The sequence below is a fragment of the Nonomuraea sp. NPDC001699 genome (genome assembly GCF_053596455.1).
Window position 1 is genome coordinate 172,769 of record NZ_JBSFGF010000008.1, and the last position, 20,772, is coordinate 193,540.

General features: G+C 70.7%; 16 protein-coding genes. 10 read left to right on the plus strand and 6 right to left on the minus strand.

Translation table 11 applies throughout. The features are described 5' to 3' along the window. The first annotated feature begins 177 nt into the window (after window positions 1–177). The 3 genes from ACWCSU_RS25085 (at window position 178) to ACWCSU_RS25095 (ending at window position 5,463) form a co-directional block, all read left to right on the plus strand. The gene (locus ACWCSU_RS25085) at window positions 178–3,216 is read left to right on the plus strand and encodes a Tn3 family transposase (RefSeq protein ID WP_449937904.1); all 3,039 of its coding nucleotides are present in this window, start codon (window positions 178–180) and stop codon (window positions 3,214–3,216) included. Window positions 3,217–3,704: 488 nt separating this feature from the next. After that, window positions 3,705–4,700 carry an alpha/beta hydrolase family protein gene (locus ACWCSU_RS25090; RefSeq protein ID WP_449938374.1) on the plus strand — a complete coding sequence of 332 codons (996 nt, stop codon included), beginning with the start codon at window positions 3,705–3,707 and terminating at the stop codon, window positions 4,698–4,700. Window positions 4,701–4,851: 151 nt separating this feature from the next. After that, window positions 4,852–5,463, plus strand: coding sequence for a recombinase family protein (locus ACWCSU_RS25095; RefSeq protein WP_449937906.1), 612 nt, complete (start codon window positions 4,852–4,854; stop codon window positions 5,461–5,463). A 139-nt stretch (window positions 5,464–5,602) separates the two neighbouring features. On the opposite strand, the gene ACWCSU_RS25100 is transcribed toward ACWCSU_RS25095, so the two are convergent. Beyond that, window positions 5,603–6,358: a TetR/AcrR family transcriptional regulator gene (locus ACWCSU_RS25100; RefSeq protein WP_449937908.1), complete on the minus strand. Its 756-nt coding sequence runs from the start codon at window positions 6,356–6,358 to the stop codon at window positions 5,603–5,605. 87 nt (window positions 6,359–6,445) lie between these two features. Between ACWCSU_RS25100 and ACWCSU_RS25105 the strand changes: the two genes are divergently transcribed. Together ACWCSU_RS25105 and ACWCSU_RS25110 are read left to right on the plus strand one after the other, a co-directional pair. Further along, window positions 6,446–7,390 (plus strand): ATP-binding cassette domain-containing protein, encoded by a 945-nt coding sequence (locus ACWCSU_RS25105; protein WP_449937911.1) that lies wholly within the window; start codon window positions 6,446–6,448, stop codon window positions 7,388–7,390. Beyond that, on the plus strand, window positions 7,387–8,205 hold the full coding sequence (locus ACWCSU_RS25110) for an ABC transporter permease (protein ID WP_449937913.1): 819 nt from the start codon (window positions 7,387–7,389) through the stop codon (window positions 8,203–8,205). The genes ACWCSU_RS25105 and ACWCSU_RS25110 overlap by 4 nt, the downstream gene beginning before the upstream one ends. A 12-nt stretch (window positions 8,206–8,217) precedes the next feature. On the opposite strand, the gene ACWCSU_RS25115 is transcribed toward ACWCSU_RS25110, so the two are convergent. Continuing rightward, window positions 8,218–8,868: a response regulator gene (locus tag ACWCSU_RS25115; protein WP_449937916.1), complete on the minus strand. Its 651-nt coding sequence runs from the start codon at window positions 8,866–8,868 to the stop codon at window positions 8,218–8,220. Beyond that, a complete protein-coding gene (locus tag ACWCSU_RS25120; protein WP_449937917.1) occupies window positions 8,865–10,106 on the minus strand; it encodes a sensor histidine kinase in 1,242 nt (413 codons plus the stop codon). Before ACWCSU_RS25120 ends, ACWCSU_RS25115 begins: the two co-directional genes overlap by 4 nt. A 116-nt stretch (window positions 10,107–10,222) precedes the next feature. Here ACWCSU_RS25120 and ACWCSU_RS25125 point away from each other — a divergent pair, with 116 nt between their 5' ends. The 4 genes from ACWCSU_RS25125 to ACWCSU_RS25140 all read left to right on the plus strand — a co-directional run bounded on the left by ACWCSU_RS25125 (window position 10,223) and on the right by ACWCSU_RS25140 (window position 13,932). Further along, the gene (locus ACWCSU_RS25125; protein ID WP_357709177.1) at window positions 10,223–11,143 is read left to right on the plus strand and encodes an ABC transporter ATP-binding protein; all 921 of its coding nucleotides are present in this window, start codon (window positions 10,223–10,225) and stop codon (window positions 11,141–11,143) included. Continuing rightward, entirely contained in the window at window positions 11,140–11,940 is an 801-nt protein-coding gene (locus tag ACWCSU_RS25130) for a hypothetical protein (protein WP_449937918.1), read from the plus strand. Before ACWCSU_RS25125 ends, ACWCSU_RS25130 begins: the two co-directional genes overlap by 4 nt. A 19-nt stretch (window positions 11,941–11,959) precedes the next feature. Continuing rightward, entirely contained in the window at window positions 11,960–13,135 is a 1,176-nt protein-coding gene (locus tag ACWCSU_RS25135) for an alpha/beta hydrolase family protein (protein ID WP_449937921.1), read from the plus strand. 107 nt (window positions 13,136–13,242) lie between these two features. Further along, complete coding sequence (locus ACWCSU_RS25140) at window positions 13,243–13,932, plus strand: DUF4097 family beta strand repeat-containing protein (RefSeq protein WP_449937923.1); 690 nt, start codon at window positions 13,243–13,245, stop codon at window positions 13,930–13,932. Between the two features lie 94 nt (window positions 13,933–14,026). On the opposite strand, the gene ACWCSU_RS25145 is transcribed toward ACWCSU_RS25140, so the two are convergent. Next, the gene (locus tag ACWCSU_RS25145; RefSeq protein WP_449937925.1) at window positions 14,027–15,403 is read right to left on the minus strand and encodes a hypothetical protein; all 1,377 of its coding nucleotides are present in this window, start codon (window positions 15,401–15,403) and stop codon (window positions 14,027–14,029) included. A gap of 339 nt (window positions 15,404–15,742) precedes the next feature. Then, complete coding sequence (locus tag ACWCSU_RS25150; protein WP_449937927.1) at window positions 15,743–16,855, minus strand: epoxide hydrolase family protein; 1,113 nt, start codon at window positions 16,853–16,855, stop codon at window positions 15,743–15,745. A 65-nt stretch (window positions 16,856–16,920) separates the two neighbouring features. On the opposite strand from ACWCSU_RS25150, the gene ACWCSU_RS25155 reads away from it, so the two are divergent. After that, the gene (locus tag ACWCSU_RS25155; RefSeq protein ID WP_449937929.1) at window positions 16,921–19,551 is read left to right on the plus strand and encodes an ATP-binding protein; all 2,631 of its coding nucleotides are present in this window, start codon (window positions 16,921–16,923) and stop codon (window positions 19,549–19,551) included. On the opposite strand, the gene ACWCSU_RS25160 is transcribed toward ACWCSU_RS25155, so the two are convergent. Further along, a complete protein-coding gene (locus tag ACWCSU_RS25160; RefSeq protein WP_449937930.1) occupies window positions 19,457–20,728 on the minus strand; it encodes an MFS transporter in 1,272 nt (423 codons plus the stop codon). The genes ACWCSU_RS25155 and ACWCSU_RS25160 overlap by 95 nt on opposite strands. Window positions 20,729–20,772 lie beyond the last annotated feature (44 nt).

The window sequence follows — 20,772 nt, forward strand, 5'->3', positions numbered from 1 at the left end:
AACGAAGCTGTCATGAAGTACACGCGTTTATGCTCGTCCAGGTCAGCGGCGGGGTCTGGGCTCGTTTCCTGGATCAATAGGCGGGCTCGATCTTGCCCGGCCAGTATTGATCCGGATTCGTCGGTTTGCTGTGGTTCGCGAGACGGGCGTCTGCAGTCTGCGAGAGCCGGGTGAGCCGTGGTGCGTGTGCTGGACGAGGACGAGCTCGTCGGAAATTGGACGCTGGTCGGGGACGAGCTGGCGCTGCTGTCGAATCGCCGTGGGCCGACGAAGTTGGCGTTCGCGTTGTTGCTGCGTTTCTACGCGCTGAACGGCCGGTTCCCCAAGGGCCGTTATGAGCTGCCGGACCAGGCGGTCGACTACGTGGCGCGGTTGGTGAAGGTCCCGGCGGAGGACCTGGCGTCGTATGAGTGGGATGGCCGGACGATCAAGGATCACCGCAAGGACATCCGCGAGTTCTTCGATTTTCGGGAGTGCTCGGTCGCGGACGCTGACAAGGCCGCGGACTGGCTCGCGGTGAACGTGTGCGATAAGGAGCGGCAGGAAGACCGGGTGCGGGAGGAGCTGCTGGCGCACCTGTGGGAGGAGAAGATCGAGCCTCCCACCCGGGACCGGATCAAAAGGATCATCGGTTCGGCGATCAGCCAGGCTGAGAAGGCGCAGACCGCGCTGATCGCCAGCCGGGTCCCGTCCGAGGCGGTCGCGCGGATGCTGGCGTTGATCACGCGGACATCCGACCCTGGCGTGGAGGAGGACGCCGAGGACGGGGATGAGGGCGCGTTGTTCGACGCGGCCGAGGTGTCCGGGGCGGATGTGTTCGCGCGGATCCGGGAGGAGCCGGGGAACGTGAGCGTGAAGACGATCGAGAAGGAGGTGGCCAAACTCAAAGCGGTCCGTCAGGTCGGCCTGCCCGACGGCCTGTTCAGCGACGTCGCGCCGAGGATTCTCGCCGCGTGGCGGGCGCGGGTGGCGGCCGAGGCACCCAGCCAGCTGCGGCGGCATCCGCACGACATCAAAGTGACGCTGTTGGCCGCGTACCTGTCGTGCCGCGGCCGCGAGATCACCGACACGCTCGTCGACTTGCTGATCGCGACGGTGCACCGGATCAACGCCCGTGCGGACACGAAGGTGACCAGCGATTCTGTGGCGGAGCTGAAGCGGGTGTCGGGCAAGGAGGCCATCTTGTTCAAGATGGCCGAGGCCGCGTTGGAGGCACCGGAGTCCCGGGTCGAGGACGTGATCTATCCGGCGGTGCCGGGCGGCCACAGGACGCTGGTGTCGCTGCTGCACGAGTTCAAGGCCAAAGGGACGTCGTACCGGCAGCACAAGCAGCGGGTGTTCAAGGCCTCCTACACCAACCACTACCGGACCGGCCTGATCCAGATCATCGAGGCCCTGGAGTTCGGGTTTACGAACACGATGCACGCGCCGATGATGGACGCATTGGCGCTGATCAAACGCTACAAGGCCGAGCAGTCGAACCGGATCAAGTGCTACGCGCTCGGCGAGCGCGTTCCGGTCGACGGAGTGATGCCGGCGGAGCTGGTAGAGCTGATGTACTGGGCCGACGGCCAGCGCCGTCAGCGGATCCTGCGGACGGTGTATGAGTGCGGGGTCTTCCAGAGCCTGCGCGACAAGCTGCGCTGCAAGGAGATCTGGGTGGTCGGGGCGGACCGGTGGCGCAATCCCGACGACGACCTGCCCGCGGACTATGAGGCCCGCCACGCCGAGAATTACGCCAAACTCCGCAAGCCCCTCGATCCGACAGTCTTCATCGACGAGTTGCGCGATGAGCTCGACTTCGAACTATCCCAGCTCAACGATGCGCTCGGCGGGCGTGGCCTGCCCTGGTTGAAGATCTCCGACCGCAAGTCCGGCGCGATCCAGTTGTCTCCGTTGGAGGCGGCGGCCGAGCCGGTCAACCTGCGGCGGCTCAAGGCAGCGATCCGGGCCCGGTGGGGCGTGGTGCCGCTGATGGACATGTTCGCCGAGACCGCTCTGCGCACCAGCTGCCTGTCCGTCCTGAACCCGGTCGGCGTCCGTAGCGAGCTCGACCCGCAGGACCTGTTCGAACGGCTGCTCCTGGTGATCTACGCCTGCGGGACCGGTACCGGGATCCGGGCCGCCGCGGCCGGCGACCACGCACACAGTGAAGATGACCTGCGGTACGTGCGGCGCAGGTTCCTGACCGTCGAGGGCTGCCGGGAGGTGGCCCGCGTCATCGCCAACGCGACCTTCGCCGCCCGGCACACCACGCTGTGGGGCGAAGGGACGACCGCGGTCGCCTCGGACTCCACCCACTTCTCGGCCTACGACCAGAACATCTTCACCGAATGGCACTCCCGCTACCGGCGGGCCAAACGCGGCGTCCTGATCTACTGGACGGTCGAGACGTCTGGGGCGATGGCCGTGCACAGCCAGCTGATCAGCTGTTCCGCCTCCGAGGTCCACGCGATGGTCGAGGGCGCCATGCGGCACGGCACCGACATGGAGATCCAGCAGAACTTCGTGGACTCCCATGGCGCCAGCATCGTCGGTTTCGGCATCACCAGGCTCCTGGACTTCGACCTGGTCGCCCGCTTCAAATTGATCAACCGGATGAAGCTGTACGTGCCTGGCCGCGGCGACAACGCCTCCTACCCGCTGCTGGGCCCGGCCCTCACCCGCCCGATCCGGTGGGACATCATCGCGAACAACTACGACCTGATGATCAAATACGCCACTGCCATCCGGCTGCGAACCGCCAGCACCGAAGCGCTGCTGCGCCGCTTCACCTCCGACACCACTCACCCGGCCTACGCCGCCATGCTCGAGGTCGGACGCGCCCAGCGGTCGATCTTCCTCGCCCGGTATCTCCGAGACCGGGACCTGCAACGAGAGACCGAATCCGGGCTGAACGTGGTCGAGAACTACAACGGCGTCAACGACTACATCCGCTTCGGCAAACGCGGTGAGCTCGCCTCCAACCGCAAGGAGGAACAAGAGCTCGGCATGCTCTGCCTGCACATCCTCCAGTCCTGCCCCGGCTACATCAACACCCTCATGATCCAGGACACCCTCGCCCTCCCTGAATGGCAGGACGCCCTCACCGACGCCGACCGGCGCGGCCTCACCCCCGTCTTCCACACCAACATGACCCCGTACGGAGAGATCCAGCTCAACCTCGACAAACGCTTGGCACTCAGCATCACCGCCCTCACCGCGCCCAGCCGCTAACCACGATCGTTGTGGAATTCCGGCTGACCGCGAAGAGCAAACCCGGTCCTTCGAGACCCGGAATCTACCGGGTCTGCACCCCGAGGGCGGGTCAGGGATATCCCCGGTCATCCCCTGAGATCACGTCCGGGGCCTGTCGCTGTGTTCGCTCGCGCCAGCAGCATCGGTGGACCGCCTTCGTGATTTGCGACTTGAAATGAAGGGTTCCGATGAGCGCGCTTACCCCTGGTCCGACACGTCGATCAGTCCTGACAGCAGCTGGAGCAGCGGGACTGCTGTTTGCCACTACTGGGACGGCCGCGGCCGACCGCCGTGCCACTGCTCCGGGCTCAGAAGCCACACGCCCGCCTGCCGGACTCGCCAGGGGCGGGGTTCGGCTGACGTTGCCGAGGCCGACCGGCCCGCACCGGATAGCGACGACGTCAGTGCATCTGATCGACCATTCACGTCAGGATCCGTGGACAGCGCCGCCCACGCCACGCGAACTGATGATCAGCATGTGGTACCCAACCTGGAACAGCGGTGGGCGGCCCGCTCCTTGGCTCCCGCCAGAGGCGATGGAGTTGTACCGGCAACAGGCCGCCCGCAGCCTCCAGACGTCATTGGACGACGTTGTCTTTCCAGACACGCACGCCCGCCAGAACGCTCCTGTCAAAGGGCACCAGCGGAGTCATTCAGTGCTGCTCTTCTCCCCGGCCTATCGCACGATGCGCGAATTCGGCACGTCCCTGGTCGAGGACCTGGCGAGCCACGGTTACGTGGTTGTCACCATCGGACACACCCACGAAGCACAGATCATTGAATTTCCGGGCCGTAGGCTCGAGCTGAGCCGGCAACCAGCCAAGCCAACCGATGACGACTACGCGCTGGCGCTCCAGGTCCGTCAAGCCGACACCCGGTTCGTACTCGACGCACTCTCCACGTTGAACGCCAAAGGACACCTCGGCGCCGAGGACCAACATCTGCCCTCAGGCCTGAAAGGCTCGCTCGACCTGTCCAGGGTCGGCATGTTCGGACACTCGCTCGGCGGTGCCACGGCCGCCGAGACGATGGCCCAGGACCCTCGAATCCTCGCCGGCGTCAATCTGGACGGCAGCATCATCGGGCCTGCCGCCGAGACCGGCCTTGACCGCCCCTTCTTGCTCATGGCCAGCGCCGGCCACGGACGTGACAACGACCCGTCCTGGGCACAGTTCTGGTCACACCTGCGCGGATGGCACCGCCACCTGCTCCTTCACAACTCGGGACACCAGACCTACACCGACCTCGCCCCCTTGGCCCAGCAGCTGATCAAGAAACTCCCGATCCCCACTCCGGTAGTCGCGGCCCTGACCAACGACATTGGCATGATCAACGCGGATCGGGCCATCGCCGTCCAACGGGCCTACTTGACCGCCTTCTTCGACCTCCACTTGCGCCACCGCGATGGCCACCTGTTCGCGAAACCATCCTCGCGATACCCCGAGATCGAGTTCGTTCCCTGAACCGCCATCGCTCGGACAGCGTCCCAGAAACGTCCGATTTCGGGACGGCGGTCAGCGTCGAATGGGCGCCCAGATCACGACGTCCCGAAACCCGTCCCGAACACATGGCTCCGGCGTTGAATTCCGGGACGGTTTACGGGACGCTTCTGAGATGCGCCCCGCCCCGCACAACCCTGCCGCCTACACCAACACCGTCCGGATCGGATACGCCCGGGTCTCCAGCCGCACCCAAGATCACCAGATGCAGTTGGATGCGCTCGCAACCGCCGACTGCCGCGAGGTACTCGTGGAGATCGCGAGCACCCGGGGTGCACGCCCAAAGCTGCGCGCAGTCCTGGAAGCCCTGAAGCCTGGCGACACTCTGGTGATCTACAAGCCGGACCGCATCGCCCGGTCAATGAAGGAACTGCTCGTCCTGCTCGAGGACGAACTGCACGCCCGCGACGTCAACCTGGAGATCCTCAGCGGGATCTGTGCCGGCCTCCACAAGCCGAACGGACAGACCATCGCCGACAAGATGCTGTTCATGGTCGCCGCGATGGCCGCAGAGATGGAACGCGAACTCATCCACGAGCGCACCATGGACGGCCTCGCCGCCGCCAACGCCCAAGGCCGCTACGGCGGACGGCCAGCCGCGGTCAATGACGACACTCTTGCCGTCGCCCGCTCCCGCCGCGCCCGCGGGGAGTCTGTCACCTCGATCGCGCGACACCTGAAGATCGGCCGGTCAACGCTCTACCGCGCCCTTGCAGAGCACGACTAATGAACCCCACCTGCGACAGGGATCCTCTCCCGCTGAACTGAGCAGATGTCGACGCGTGTACTTCATGACAGCTTCGTTACCGACACCCCAGGACCGGTCCGGCCTGCCGGCCGCCCCTTCGCGGACGGGTGCGCGGGTGCTACGCGCCTTGCCCTGACTCCCGCGTCGCGGACCCGGCCGCTGCCGGGAGGGCCCCGGCGACGCAGTCGAGGACACGCTGGAGCCCGTGCCGGAACTGGTCGTCGCGACTCAGGTGCGGCCTGCCCGCCTGCATCACGATCTTCGTGAAGATCGGGTACTCCCCGCTGTTCACCAGTTGCTCGATGCGCGGGCCGCTGCGCGCCATCCACTCCGACTCGCTGAGTCCGCTGCGGCGGAACTCCCCGGCCGAGCTGATCTCCTCGCGGACGGCGCCCTCGATGTAGCCGTTCAGCAGGGCCATCAGGGTGAGGTTCTCGTCGATGGGGACGAAGGCGTCGAGCACGCCCATCAGCCGTTCGATCAGGAGCACCTGGTTGGGGCCGAAGCTGGGGAGCGACCGCTGCACGGTGGCGACCCACGGGTGTCTCAGCCACATGGCCCGCAACTCGTCGGCGTAGCGGGTCAGGTCGGCGCGCCAGTCGCCCGAGGGCAGGCCCGTGACGTCGATCTCGCCCGTCAGCCGGTCGGCCATGAGCTCGACCAGGTTGTCGCGGTTCGGGACGTACCGGTAGAGGGACATGGCGCCGGTGCCGATCTCGGCGGCGATCCGCCGCATGGTGGCGGCCTCCAGCCCCTCGGTGTCGGCGATCCGGACGGCCGCCTCGGTGATCTGCGCGCGGCTGTAGGCGGGCTTCGGCCCGCGGGCGGGGCGCTCCGGCCGCATCCAGATGTTGACGTACTCGGCGTCGGTCACCGTTCCACCTCCGTGTTGCGTACATCGTACCCAGTGGTTTAGCGTGACTGCCAGAAACCGCGTACAGCGTACCCAGTGGAGGGGTTCATGCCTGATCCGATCGTGGTCGCCGAAGGGCTGCACAAGTCCTTCGGCGACACCCATGCCCTGCGCGGCCTGGACCTGAGCGTCCCGGCGGGAACGGTCTGCGGCCTGCTGGGGCCCAACGGCGCAGGGAAGACGACCGCCGTCCGCATCCTGGCGACCCTGTCCGATCCCGACGCCGGGCACGCCCGCGTCGCCGGGCACGACGTCGTCCGCGAGCCCGACCAGGTGCGCGCCAGGATCGGGCTCGCGGGCCAGTACGCCGCGGTGGACGAGAAGCTCACCGGCCGCGGCAACCTGCGCCTGTTCGCGCGCCTGTCCCACCTGTCCCGGCGCGACGCGCACCGGCGGGCCGACGAGCTGCTCGAACGCTTCGGCCTGGTGGACGCCGCCGATCGCCAGGTCGCCGGCTACTCCGGCGGCATGCGGCGCCGCCTCGACCTGATCACCAGCCTCATCCTGCGCCCCGAGGTGCTCTTCCTGGACGAGTCGACCACCGGCCTGGACCCGCGCAGCCGCGGCGAGATCTGGGACAGCGTCCGCGAGCTGGTGGCCGACGGCACCACGGTGCTGCTCACCACGCAGTACCTCGACGAGGCCGACCGGCTTGCCGACGACATCGCCGTCGTCGACCACGGACGGGTGATCGCCACGGGCACCCCCGACGAGCTGAAGGCCACGATCGGCGACCGCCTCGACGTCGTCCTCGAAGACCCCGCCGCGCTGCCCGCGGCGATGACCGTGCTGAACGCCCTCACCGGCACCGATCCCACCACGACGGGGGCCGACCGGCTCAGCGTCGCCCTGCCCGGCGGCCGCCTCCGACTCGCCGACGTCGTGCGCGACCTCGACCACGCCGGGGTCGCCGCCGCCGACGTGAGCCTGCGCCGCCCCACCCTCGACGAGGTGTTCCTGCGCCTCACCGACCGCAAGGAGACCGTTCGATGACCGCCCTCACCTCACCGATGGGCCGCCTGCGCTGGACGTTCACCGACGGGCTGACCCTGGTCGGCCGCGAGCTGAGCCGGCTGCGCCAGGAGCCCGGGCAGATCGTCGCCGCGCTGGTCTTCCCGGTCATCATGGTGGTGCTGTTCGGTTACGTCCTGGGCAGCGCCATCCAGGTGCCGGGCGGCGGCGACTACCGCGAGTACCTCATGCCCGGCCTGTTCGCGATGGTGACCTTCACCGCCGCGCAGGGGGTCATGGGCCGGATGGCCGCCGACGGCTCCCGCGGCGTGATGGACCGCTTCCGCTCCATGCCGATGGCGCGGCTGGCGGTGCCGTTCGGGCACACCGGCGCCGACTCCCTGATCGGCGTGCCGTTACTGGCGGCCATGGTGGTCACGGGACTGCTGGTGGGCTGGCAGCCGCACCGCGGCCCGCTCCCCACCGCCGAGGCGTTCGCGCTGATCATGCTGCTGCGCTACGCGCTGGGCTGGGTCGGGGTCTACCTGGGTCTGGCGGTGAAGGACGAGCGGATCGCCGAGGCGATGGTGCCGCTGTTCCTGCCGGTCACGATGTTGTCCAACGCGTTCGTCCCGACCGGCGGCATGCCCGCCTGGCTGCGGTTCGTCGCCGACTGGAACCCGATCAGCGCGCTCACCGCCGCCATCCGGCAGCTGTTCGGCAACCCGGGCGTCGTGTCCGCGGACATGACGTGGCCGCTCGCGCATCCGGTGGCCGCCGTCCTGTTCTGGTCGGGCGCGCTGCTGGTGGTGTTCGTCCCGCTGTCGCTGCGCGCCTACATGCGCAAGGGACGCTGATCGGCCCTGTCCTCATGGGGCCGGGGACACCAGGCCGGCGTCGTAGGCGGCGATGACGAGCTGGACGCGGTCGCGGGCCCCGAGCTTGGAGAGCAGGCTGGCGATGTGGGCCTTGGCGGTGCCGGGGCTGATGTGCAGACTCGCGGCGATCTCGGCGTTGGACAGGCCGCGCCCGGCCAGCGTCAGCACCTCGCGTTCCCGGGCCGTGACCCCGGGGAGCTCGCGCGGGCGAGGCTCGGGACGCCCGGCGAACTCGGCGATGAGCCGGCGGGTGACGCCGGGCGCGATCAGCGCGTCCCCGGCGGCCACGACGTGGACCGCGGACAGGATGTCCTCCAAGGCCATGTCCTTAACCAGGAAGCCGCTGGCCCCGGCCCGCAGGGAGGCGTGGACGTTGGCGTCGTCGTCGAACGTGGTGAGCATGATCACGCGGATGGCCGGGGACTCGGCGGTGATGATCTGGGTGGCCTCGATGCCGTCCGTGCCGGGCATGCGGATGTCCATGACGACCACGTCGGGCCGCGACCGCCGGGTGAGCTGGACGGCCTGGGCCCCCGTCCCGGCCTCCCCCACGACCTCGATGCCGGGCGCGGTGTCGATGACCATGCGCAGGCCGGCGCGGATGAGCGGCTGGTCGTCGGCGAGCAGGACGCGGATGGTCAACGTGCCTCCACAGGGGCGTTCCGTCCGGACTCCCGCACCGAGGCGGGACCGGGCAGCGGCAGGGTGACGGTGACGCGGAAGCCGCCCTCCGGGCGTGGCCCGGCGCTGAGGCGTCCGTCGAGCAGGGCGGCTCTTTCGCGCATGCCGGCGATCCCGTACCCGCCGCCGGGCCCTGCCGCGGCGGTGGCGCGGCCGTCGTCGGTGATGTCGATGCGCAGCTCGCCCGGCGTGTGGTCGAGGACGACCCGGCAGTGACGGGCGTCGGCGTGGCGGATGACGTTGGTCAACGACTCCTGGACGATGCGGAAGGCGCACCGGTCCACCGCCGGGGGCAGCGGGCGCGGGCGGCCCCGGCGGCGCACGTCCACGCGGAGTCCGGCGGCCGCGGTCGTCTCGGCCAGCCGGTCGAGGTCGGCCAGCCCCGACCCGGGGGGCGGCTCCGCGGCGGCGGGGTGCTCGCGCAGCAGGCCGAGCAGGTGCCGTAGCCCCTGCAGAGTCTGCCGGCTGGCGGTCTCGATCGCGCCGAGGGCGTCGCGGGCCTGCTCCGGGCGGGTGTCGAGCACCCGGGCCCCGGCCCCGGCCTGGATGGCGATCACGCCGATGCTGTGCGCGACCATGTCGTGCAGCTCACGCGCGATGCGCAACCGGTCGGCGGTCACCGCCTGGAGCTCGGCCTGCGCGCGCAGCGCGGCACCGTACTCGCGTCGTTGCCGCAGGACCGTCCCCGCCGTCCAGGCGATCACGACGCCCAGGCCGAGCAGGACCGACAGCGCGAGGAAGCCCGGCGCGAGCACGCGCAGCCCCTGACCCAGCAGGGCCGCGTGCCAGGCCGCCTCCTGGACGGTCAAGGCGACGGCCGCCGCCACCAGCCCGGTACGGCGCGCGCGGGTGGCCGTGACGACGCAGACCAGCACGTCGGCCGCCGGCAGCAGCGGCCAGACCCGCTCGACGGGCTGCGCCGCCGCCATGGCCACGAGCAGTTCGGCCAGCAGCACCGCCAGCACCACACCTGGCCGCCGACGTGCCCAGACCAGCGGAAGCGCCATCGCGACGGCGACTCCCGCATGGACCGCGTCCGCCGGCAGCGGGTCCTCGCCGTCGGTCAGCGTCACGACGTACAGCAGCGGCAGGGACGCCACGACCGCGCACCAGGCGAGCGCCGTACGCACACCGTGCGGCAGCCGCTGCGTCAGGGGTGGCCTGGGCGTTTCTTCGCGCACCCGGACGATCGTAGTCATCCATGGACACCGCGGGCATCGGCCTACGGGCATAGGCCCGTGGGCCACCCCGCTCGCGCGTGAACCGGCCCGCGGCCAGATGTCCCGCCCGCCCTGCCTGCGACAACGTTGGCCGGGTGATCGAAGTCAACGAACTGACCAAGCGCTACGGCGAGGTGACGGCCGTCAACAGCCTGACCTTCACCGTGCGACCGGGCTGCGTCACCGGGTTCCTCGGCCCCAACGGGGCCGGCAAGAGCACCACGATGCGGATGATCCTCGGCCTGAACCGCCCCACCAGCGGCAGCGCCACCGTCGAGGGACGCCCCTTCGCCCGGCACCGCGCCGGGCTGCGGCATGCCGGCGCGCTGCTGGACGCCGGCGACGTGCACGGCGGGCGCACCGCCGCCGCCCACCTGGGCGCGCTGGCCGCTGGCAACGGCCTGCCGCGCCGCCGGGTGGGCGAGGTGCTGCGGGACGTGGGCCTGGAGAGCGCTGCGCGCCGCCGGGTGGGCGGGTTCTCGCTGGGGATGCGCCAGCGGCTCGGCATCGCCGCCGCGCTGCTGGGCGACCCGCCGGTGCTGCTGTTCGACGAACCGGTCAACGGCCTGGACCCCGAGGGGGTGCGCTGGGTGCGCGGCCTGTTCCGCCGCCTGGCCGGCGAGGGACGCACGGTGCTCGTCTCCAGCCACCTGATGAGCGAGATGGAACACACCGCCGACCGGCTCGTCGTCATCGGGCGCGGCGAGCTGATCGCCGACGAGAGCGTGGCCGAGTTCGCCGCCCGCGGCACCGGCGCGGGCGTCATCGTGCGCACGCCCGACCCCGCCGAACTGGCCGCCGTCCTCACCCAGGCCGGCGCCCACGTGCGGCAGGACGACGGCGACGCCCTGACCGTCACGGGACTGACCGCCGCCCGCGTCGGCGAACTCGCCTACGAGCGGCGCATCCTGCTGCGGGAACTCGCCCCCCGCGCCGCCTCGCTGGAGCAGGCGTTCATGGAGCTGACCGCCCGTCATGCCGACTACCGGGCCATGGACGGGGCCGGTGCGCCTTGACGGAACCCGCCCGCTTCCGCGACCTGCTCGCCGCCGAATGGATCAAGCTCTGGTCGCTCCGCTCCACCCGGTGGCTGGTCGGCCTCGGCGTGCTGGCCATCGTCGCGTTCGCCGTCCAGAGCAGCCTGAACGCCCACAACAGCTGGCCCGGCTTCACGGCGCGGGAGAAAGCCCTGTTCGATCCACTGAGCGAGGCGTTCAGCGGGCTGGCCGCCACCCTGCTCATGATCGGCGCGGGCACCGTCGGCGCGCTGACGATCGTCGGCGAGTACGCCACCGGCCTCATCCGCACCACCCTGGCCGCCGTCCCGGCCCGCCACCGGGTCGTGGCCGCCAAGCTCGTCGTCGTGGGCGCCGTCACGCTGGTGACCGGCGCGCTGGTCTCGGCGGCCACGTTCGGCGTCAGCGAGGCCATCCTGTCCGATCTCGGCGTCGCCGTCCGGCCGGGCGACCCCGGCGTGCTGCGCGTCCTGGCCGCCAACGCCCTGCTCGCGCCGGTGTCGGCGCTGGTCGGCATGGGCATCGGCGCGCTGGTGCGGCACACCGCGGGCGCGGTGGTCTCGGTCTGCGGCGTGCTGGTCATCGTGCCGACCTTCTTCCGGCCGACCGTCCACCAGTGGCTCAACGACCTGTACGCCCTGGTCCCGTTCTACGTCTGGCGCACCTGCCTGGGGCTGCCCCAGCTCCGCGACGACCCCGCCCTTCCCACGGTGACCGGCTCCTGGGCCGTCTTCGCGGCCTGGCCGCTGGCCGCCGCCGTCCTGACCCTCGTCGTCGTGCATCGCCGCGACGTCTGACCGTACTGAGAGGAATGCGATGATCTCGCCTCTGCTGACCGTCCCGCTGACGGCCTGCCTGGCCCTGACCGCCATGACCTGTGCCACGGCGACCGCGTCCGCCGCGCGAACCGGCGCCGGGTCCCCGCCGCCGGCCACCCTCCGGCTGGAACTGCCCCGCCCCACCGGCCCCGATCCGGTCGGCCGCGACACCCTGTACCTGGCCGACCAGAGCCGCAAGGATCCCTGGGTGCCCTCCTCGGGGCCGCGTCGTCTCATGCTCTCGATCCACTACCCCGCCCGTTCCGTCTCCGGGCCGCCCGCCCCCTACATGAGCACGGAGGAGGCCGCGTCCCTCCTGCGGCGCAAGGCCCCCGGCGCCGACGTGCCCGCCGAGGTCATCAGCGGCATCCGCACCCACGCCCGCGCCGGCGCCCCGCCCGAGAAGGGCCGCCACCCGCTGGTGGTGCTCTCGCCCGGACTCGGCCTGCCCCGTGCCAGCCTCACCTTCCTGGCCGAGGACCTGGCCAGCCGCGGGTACGTCGTCGCCTCGATCGACCACGCCTATGAATCCTCCGGCACCGTCTTCCCCGGCGTCGGGCTGCTCACCTGCGCACCCCTGTGCGACCAGCCCAGACCTCCCGAGGGCGGCAAGGCCACCATCAGCAGGAACCGCGCCAAGGACGTCTCCTTCGTCCTGGACCGGCTGACCGGCCGCCATCCCGCCTGGAAACGCGCCGGCCTGATCGACGCCAGGCGCATCGGCATGGCCGGCCACTCGATCGGCGGCGACGCCGCCTCCACCACCATGCTCACCGACCTGCGGGTCAAGGCCGGGATCAACCTGGACGGAACCGTCGACGCCACCCTCCCCGCCACCGGACTCGGCAAGCGTCCCTTCCTGCTCATGGGCAGCCAACGCGACCACACGCCCGGCAAGGACGACACCTGGGACAGGACCTGGAAGGTCCTGGACGGCTGGAAGCGCTGGCTCACCGTCGCCCGCGCCGAGCACAGCACCTTCACCGACCTGGCCCTCGCGCAGAGCAAGCTCGGCCTGTCGTCCCCCGACGCCATCGACGCGGAACGCGGGACGGCGCTCACCCGCGTCTACGTCGCGGCCTTCTTCGACCAGCACCTCAAGGGCAGGAAGCAACCCCTGCTGGACGGCCCCTCCCCCGCCAACCCCGAGATCGCCTTCCACCGGCCCGAGTGACGGAGGACGCCCCTGACCCCGCGCACGGACGGGGGCGTCCAATCCCGGGGGCCCGTCGGGGGCATCCCTGATGCAGGCCGGGCGGCATCCCGGACAGGATGGACGACATGAAGATCACTGCGATCGCGGGCGGCCTGCTGGCCTCCGCGGTACTCCTGACCGGGTGCGGCCTGGACGCCATCGGCAAACCGAAGAACGAGGAGACCAGCACGTACCAGGTCAAGGAGAAGGTGCAGCGGCTTCACCTCAGAAGCGGCAGCGGGGACGTGACCGTCACCGAGTCGGACGCCACGAACGTCAGCGTGACCGAGAGGCTCTACTGGAGCAACGACAAGCCGCAGGCCGCGCACAAGGTGGAGGGCGACACGCTGTCCGTCTCCTACGACTGCCAGAAGTCGTGGGGCACCTGCGGGGTCGAGTACAAGGTGGAGGTCCCCAAGGGGACGCAGGTCAAGCTGAACTCCGGGTCGGGCGACCTGACGCTGAGGTCGCTCACCGGCCCTCTTGACGTTGAGGCCGGCTCCGGCGACATCAAGGGCGACGGCCTCGGCGGCAAGAAGCTCCTGGTCAAGGAGGGATCCGGCCAGGTCAACCTGAAGTACGCGGTCGCGCCGGAAGGCGTCGAGGTGTCGGCCGGCTCGGGCGACGTCGTGCTCACCGTCCCCGACGAGACCTATGACGTGCGGGCCAGAACGACCTCCGGTGACGCCGACGTCTCCGTCAAGAAGGACAGTTCCTCACCGCGCAAGCTGTCGCTGACCACGGGGTCCGGAAACGTCACCGTCTCGGCCGGGTAACCGGCTTCCCCGCCCCCAGCTGTTCCGGTCCGCAGGACGGGACGCGCCCGGCGCCGTCCCCGTCGGCTGAGGGACGGGCGCCGGGCGCGGTGGGTCAGCCGGTGTAGTCGGTGGCCTTGGCGGTGCCGGCCGGCCACAGGTACTTGGCGTTGTCGGCCGGCGTGTAGCCGCGGTTGCCGTCGCCGGTGCGCGCCTGGACGCGGTTGTCGCGCCAGGTGGAACCGCGGGCCGTGCCGCCCCAGATGCCGCCGTACAGGAAGCCGTGCAGCTGGTCGAGCTCGGCCGAGAACACGTTCCCGGTCACGGTGATGTTCTTGGCGTTGTCGGCCGTGCCGATGCTGAGGGCGTAACCCCATCCGGAGATGTAGTTGTTCGTGACGGAGACGTCCTGATAGACACCCTTGCCCTGCAGCGCCAGGCCGTTGGTGTTGCCCAGGGACGCCAGGGTGTTGTGGTTGACGATCATGTGGCCGCCGTTGCCCTCGCTCTGCGGACCGATGCCGTCATGGTGGTAGACGTCCCGTGCGGTGTCGGCCATGTCGTGGATGTAGTTGTTCGTCCACGTCGAGGGCCGGCCGGGGAACCCGGTCACCATGATCAGGCCGGCGTTGCCCCAGATGTCGTTGTGGTCCATGACGGCGACGGCTTCCTTCATCGTCGTCATGAGCTGCCACGACTTGTCGAAGGGCGTGCCCGGCTTGGCGTGCGCGGACGACACCTTGCCGTCGTTGCCCGGAGGCGTGGCGTAGGAGCTGGGCTTGAACGTCGAGTACAGGAACTTGATGGTGGTGTCGGAGTAGATCTGCACCAGGTTGTCGTTGGGGTTCGTGCCCTCGAACAGGCAGCCCACGAACGTCAGGTTGTCACCGTAGATGTACACCTTCGAGGCGGTGAAGCGCTTGAAGGAGATGACGCTGTTGTCGGGGTACTCGACCCGCAACGGCTTGTCGGCGCTCATGCCGGTCGCGTAGTCGGCGAGCTTGCCGGGATAGGCGCCCAGCCCGAGGCCGGCGGCGTTCGCGGGGGTGCGGGAGTAGCCGGTGTTGGAGAAGTCCGGCCAGTAGCCCGAGCCGTCGTTGGGCCGCGCCGTGAGGGCGGAGCCGTTCGAAGGGGGCGGCGACGCGGTCGGCGTCTTGGTGGGGGTCGGTGTCGTGGTCTTGGTGGGGGTGGACGACGGCGTCGGCGTTTTCGTCGGAGTCGGCGTCTTCGTCGGCCTTGCGGTGGCGGTGGGCCTGTGGGTGGGCCTACGCTTGCGGGTCGGCCTGGGCGACGCGGTCGGCGTGGCGACCCCGGTGTTCCCGCTGGTCATGGCCATCAGGGCGGCGTCCTGGAGGGCGGCCTGGCCGTTCCGAGCGTCCGCTCCGGCCACCATGACCGAGGCGACGAGCGCCGCGGCGGCCGAGACGCCGCCCCATCTGATCAGGCGGTTGACCAGGAAACGGCGCGATCGAAATAAATGCTGAGGTGACATATGAGGGGTCCCCGTGGTATTCGGCGATGAAATCTTCGGCCGGACGCCGAACACCATAAGCCATGATGATCACTTGACACAACGAACGGGAAATCGACCGGCGAGGGGCCGTTCTGACTCGGAACGGGCTTCCGGGGCGCTTTAATCATTCGGCTGACAACTCGCAACGCGATGCGCTAGGGTCTCCAAAATTCCGACCAGAACGGCGAATCGCGAGCATTCATGGATCGGTAACGTCGCTTTCCGTGTCCGGAGCGGTTCGCTGTTAATTCACCCGCATGACGATGACGTATTCGGGCACCGTGCTCGGCCGAGTTCCGAGCACGATGCCCGCGCGGGTCACTCCCCAGTGGTGGTGAGGTCGGCGTAGAAGGCCCGCACGTCCTCCACCAACAGCTCTGGCGACTCCAGCGCCAGATACGCCCCGCCCCCGGCCAGCTCGGTCCACCGCACGACGTTGGCATCGCGCTCGGCGAAGCGGCGGATCGTGACGTCCTCCCTGGCCAGCAGCACCCCGGTGGGAACCGTCACCCGGGGCTTGGGCGCGTAGGCGCCCGGGTCGTGGCCCATCTCGTAGTAGAGGTTGGCCACCGAGCCGGCGGTGGCGGTGAACCACATGACGCTCACGTCGGTCAGGATCCGGTCACGGGAGAAGGCGTCCTCGGGCAGCTCGGCGGCCGAGTCGGTCCACTCCTTGAACTTCTCCACGATCCACGCGAGCTGCGCGACCGGCGAGTCGGTCAGCCCGTAGGAGATGGTCTGCGGCCGGGTGGACATGATCTGGTTGAAGCCGAGGCCCTCCTGCATGAAGTTCTGCATGATGCCCAGGCGTCGCTGCTCGTCCGCGGTGAACTCGCTCTCCTCCGGGGAGGGGAAGGCGACGAAGGCGTTGACGTGCACGCCCACCAGCCGCTCCGGCACCTGGCGGGCCAGTTCCAGCCCCAGGTTGGCGCCACCGCCGCCGCCCTGCGTGCCGTACCGCTCGTAGCCGAGCCGGGACATCAGCTCGGCGAAGGCGGCAGCCGTACGGGGGACGGTCCAGCCCGGCGAGGAGAGGTAGCCGGAGAAGCCGACCCCCGGGCACGAGGGGACGACCAGGTGGAAGTCTCGCGACAACGGTTCGAGGACGTCGAGGAACCCGATCACACCGCCCGGATTGTCGTGCAGGAGCAGCAGCGGCAGCGCGTCCTCCGAACTGGAACGCAGGTGGAGGAAGTGGATGTCCTCCCCGTCGATCTCGGTGACGAACTGCGGGTGCTTGTTGTACTCGGCCTCGGCCACCCGCCAGTCGAAGTCGTTGAGCCAGTAGTCGGCCAGCCCCTTGAGGTAGTCGAGCGGCACGCCCCTGCTCCAGCCCTGCCCCGCGATCTCCCCGGTCCACCGGGTGCGGCGCAGCCGTTCGTGCAGGTCATCAAGGTCGGCCTGGGCAATGTTCACACTGAAGGGCTTCATGTCCACAACGTTAGGCAACAGGCGACACGCCAGCATGAGTCATCTCATAGGTAATACTGCGACACATGCTTCGGGGGCGAACGCGCGAGACGCGCACCATTGACACGTTGCTCGCCGGCGCCCGAACGGGTGTCAGCGGCGCCCTGGTCCTCCTCGGCGAGCCGGGTATCGGCAAGACGGCCCTGCTGGATCACGCCGCGGCGGCCGGCGATCTGCGGGTCCTGCGGACGACCGGCATCGAGGCGGAGGCCGAACTCCCGTTCGCCTCGCTCCACCTGCTGTTCAGGTCGGAGCTCGACCGTCTGGACCGCATCCCCGAACGGCAGGCCGCCGCGCTGCGCGGCGCCTTCGGGCTCGGCCCGGCCGGCACGGGAGACCGGTTCCTGATCGGGCTGGCCGTCCTGTCGCTGCTCGCCGAGCTGGCGGAGGACGGCCCCGTGCTGTGCCTGGTCGACGACGTGCAGTGGCTCGACCATGCCTCGGCGGACGCGCTGGTCATCGCGGCCAGGCGGCTGGCCGGCGAAGGAGTGGCGATGCTGCTGGCCGCCCGCGCCGGGTTCACGGCACCCGGCCTGACGGTGCTGGAGCTGGCGGGCCTGGACGAGGCGGCCTCAGGTGAGGTGCTCGACTCCGCCGCCCGCCCGCTGACCGAGGAGTTCCGGCGGCGCATCCTCGCCGAGTCCGCCGGCAACCCGCTGGCGCTCCTGGAGCTGCCGAAGTCCGGCGAGAGCCAAGGGGAGCTCTCGCTCACCTCACGGCTGGAGGAAGCCTTCGCCCACCAGGTGGACGGGCTGTCGACGGCGGCCCGCGTCCTGCTCCAGGTCGCCGCCGCCGACGCCACCGCCGAGTCGGCGATCGTGCTGGCGGCGGCGCGCGTGCTGGGCTCCGCTCCCGAGCACCTGGAAGAGATCGGCGCGGCCGGTCTGATCCGGACGGCCGACGGCTCGCGGCTGGAGTTCCGGCATCCGCTGGTCCGGGCGGCCATCTGGCAGCGGACACCACTGGCCCGGCGCCTGACCATCCACCACACCCTCAGCCAGGTCCTGGAAGGCACGGCCGACGCCGACCGCAGCGCCTGGCACCTGGCCGCCGCCACGCTCACCGCCGACGAGCAGGTCGCGGGACGGCTGGAGGAGACCGCCACCCGCGCCCACGCCCGCAGCGGTTACGCCGCGGCGGCCGCGGCCTACGAGCGCGCCGCCGCGCTGAGCCCGTCGGCCGGGGAACGTGCCCGCAGGCTCACCTTGGCGGCCGAGGCCACCGAGTTCAGCGGTCGCTTCGATCGGGCCAGGGCTCTGGCGCTCGGCGCCGGGAGCCCGGGCGCCGAGCTGACCTCCCGGCTGATCCGCGTGCGGGCCTGCTCCGACTACGGCGAGGGCCACCTGCAAGGGGCGCACGCGATGTTGTCGGCCGGTGTGGACCACCTGGCCGCCACCGACCCGGGCTCGGCCGCGTGGTTGCTGCTGGACGCCGCCTCCATGATCTGGCTCGACGGCGACCGCGACATGGCCCACCGTACGGCCGAGCAGCTCGACGCGCTGAAGGTGCCGCCCGGCGACGACGTCGTCCCGATCCACCAGCTGTGCCGGTGGTTCGTCACGCTCACCCTCGGCCGCCTCACCACCGAGCTGCCGCCGCTGGCCGAGGTGGTGGAGCGCGCCCGCGCCCAGGCCGGACCCGACCGGCGCGGGCTGCTGCTGATCGGCGGACTCGGCCTGGCCGACCGGGACGCCCGCACCCACCAGCTCGCCCTGGCCGCCACCGCCGCCATCCGCGCCGAGGGCCGCGTCGGGCTGCTGCCCCAGGCGCTGACCTTCATGGGCCACGTCGAACACGCCCGCGGCCGCTACGCCGACGCGCGCGCCTTCGCCGAGGAGGCCGTGAACATCGCCGCGGACACCGGACAGCCCGCCTGGTCACGCCTGGCCACCGCGTTGCTGGATCAGCTCGCCGCCGTTCAGGGAGAGCCGCTGGACCCCGCCACCGCCACCCCGGCCGCGCTCGCGCTTCTCGACCTCGGCCAGGGCCGTCCCGAGCAGGCGCTGCTCGGGCTGGAGTCGCTGGTGTACGGCAAGGCACGCAACAGAACCCCCGCCATGCACCTGGTGCCCGACCTGGTCGAAGCGGCCCTGCGCAGCGGCAGGAGCGCCCGCGCGGCCGAGCCGTTGGCCCGTCTGGAATCCTGGGCCGGGATGCTGCGCCAGCGGTGGGCCGACGCCCTGGTCTCCCGCTGCCGTGCCCTGCTGGCCAGCACCATCATCCCGGACCCCGGAGCCGACGCGCACTTCCGCGCCGCGCTCGACGCGCACGAGCGCCCCTTCGACCGCGCCCGCACCGAGCTGCTGTACGGCGAATGGCTGCGCCGGGCCCGCCAGACCGGCGACGCGCAGGAGCACCTGCGGGCCGCGCTGGAGACGTTCGAGTGGCTCGGCGCGCGCCCCTGGGCCGACCGGGCACGCACGGAGCTGGGCGCGACCGGCTGGAGCACCCAGCGCAACACCGGCGCCGACCGCTTCGCCCAGCTCACACCGCAGGAACGGCAGATCGTCAACCTGGCCGCCCAGGGGCTGTCGAACAAGGACATCGCCGCGCACCTGTTCCTCAGTCCGCGAACCGTCGGCCAGCACCTCTACAAGGCCTTCCCGAAACTCGGCGTGACCGCCCGCGCCCAGCTCGCGGAGCTCGTTCTCCCCTGACGACACCGGCGGACAGGAGCGTCGCGGTGGCGAGGCCGCCCCAGAGGGCGGCCGGGCCGTGGGGGGCGAGAGCGGTGATGACCGCCGGGGAGACGGCGAGGCCGAAGCCGGTGGAGAGCTGGAAGCGGGCGAGGGTGCGTCCCAGGACCCGCGCCGGGGCGAGGGCGGTGACGAGCGCGGTGGCGCTGCCCGCGTAGATGATCTCGCCGAGGGTGCAGACCACGGACACCGCCGCGACGGCCGGGGCGCCCCAGCCGGGTCCCAGGAAGGCGGCCGCGAGGAAGCCGAGGTAGGACGCGGTGAGCACCACCCCGGCGAACGCCAGCACGGACCGGCGGGAGAAACGGGACATCAGGACGGTGACCGGAACCTGCAGCGTGACCACCAGGACCGTGTTGGCCACGAAGATGGCCGCCGACCACACCGGGGACGCGTGCATCTGCGTCACCAGGACCAGCGGAAGCGCGATCTCGGGGACGTTGAGGCAGAAGACGTAGATCACGTTGGCGGCCAGCAGCCCGCGCATCCGGGGTGCGGGCTCGCCGTCCCCGTCCGTGGCCGCGGCGGCGGCGGCCGGATGAGCGTGCACGCGTACCGACCACGCCAGAGCCGCCGCCACGAGGTAGGCGAGCCCGGTGACGGCCGCCAGCGCCTGCAACGCGGTGGCGCCACCCGCCAGGCAGGCGGTGGCGAGGAGCGCACCGGCGCCCAGGCCGGCGTTGCGCAGCGCGCGGCCCCCCGCCAGGGCGGCGTCGCGCTCCCGGCCGTGGGAGAGCGTGGCCACGAGGGCGGCGTGGGCGGCCGGCCAGGCCTGGTTGCCGATGCCGAGGAAGAGCGCCGCCGTCGCGAACAACCAGACGTTCCCCGCCGGGGTGGCCGCCAGCAACACCACGCCCAGCACCCGCACCAGCATCGACGCCGCCACGACCGTGCTGCGCGCGCCCCGGTCCAGCCATCGGCCCACCGCGGGCATGCACCCGAGACCCGCGACGACACCGGCGGTCATGGCGGCGCCGGTGACCGGCCCGGACAGTCCGAGCACCGTCACCCCGTAGAGCAGCAGAAAGGGCCGCAGCAGGCCGGTGCCGAGCGCGTCCACGGCCAGGGCGACGGCGTAGCGGGGGCCTCCGGAGGCGCGGAGGAGGACGCGGAGCTGGACTCCGGTGGTGGGTGCCATGGCGCCAACGGTCGTGCCGGGTCGCCGGACGCGGCACGTCGGTT

Bases quoted from the DNA above. Each gene is read 5' to 3' on its own strand.
- ACWCSU_RS25090 (WP_449938374.1), top strand. From the start codon at position 3,705: ATGATCAGCATGTGGTACCCAACCTGGAACAGCGGTGGGCGGCCCGCT.
- ACWCSU_RS25095 (WP_449937906.1), top strand. From the start codon at position 4,852: ATGCGCCCCGCCCCGCACAACCCTGCCGCCTACACCAACACCGTCCGG.
- ACWCSU_RS25105 (WP_449937911.1), top strand. From the start codon at position 6,446: ATGCCTGATCCGATCGTGGTCGCCGAAGGGCTGCACAAGTCCTTCGGC.
- ACWCSU_RS25110 (WP_449937913.1), top strand. From the start codon at position 7,387: ATGACCGCCCTCACCTCACCGATGGGCCGCCTGCGCTGGACGTTCACC.
- ACWCSU_RS25120 (WP_449937917.1), bottom strand. From the start codon at position 10,106: ATGACTACGATCGTCCGGGTGCGCGAAGAAACGCCCAGGCCACCCCTG.
- ACWCSU_RS25135 (WP_449937921.1), top strand. From the start codon at position 11,960: ATGATCTCGCCTCTGCTGACCGTCCCGCTGACGGCCTGCCTGGCCCTG.
- ACWCSU_RS25140 (WP_449937923.1), top strand. From the start codon at position 13,243: ATGAAGATCACTGCGATCGCGGGCGGCCTGCTGGCCTCCGCGGTACTC.
- ACWCSU_RS25145 (WP_449937925.1), bottom strand. From the start codon at position 15,403: ATGTCACCTCAGCATTTATTTCGATCGCGCCGTTTCCTGGTCAACCGC.
- ACWCSU_RS25150 (WP_449937927.1), bottom strand. From the start codon at position 16,855: ATGAAGCCCTTCAGTGTGAACATTGCCCAGGCCGACCTTGATGACCTG.
- ACWCSU_RS25155 (WP_449937929.1), top strand. From the start codon at position 16,921: ATGCTTCGGGGGCGAACGCGCGAGACGCGCACCATTGACACGTTGCTC.
- ACWCSU_RS25160 (WP_449937930.1), bottom strand. From the start codon at position 20,728: ATGGCACCCACCACCGGAGTCCAGCTCCGCGTCCTCCTCCGCGCCTCC.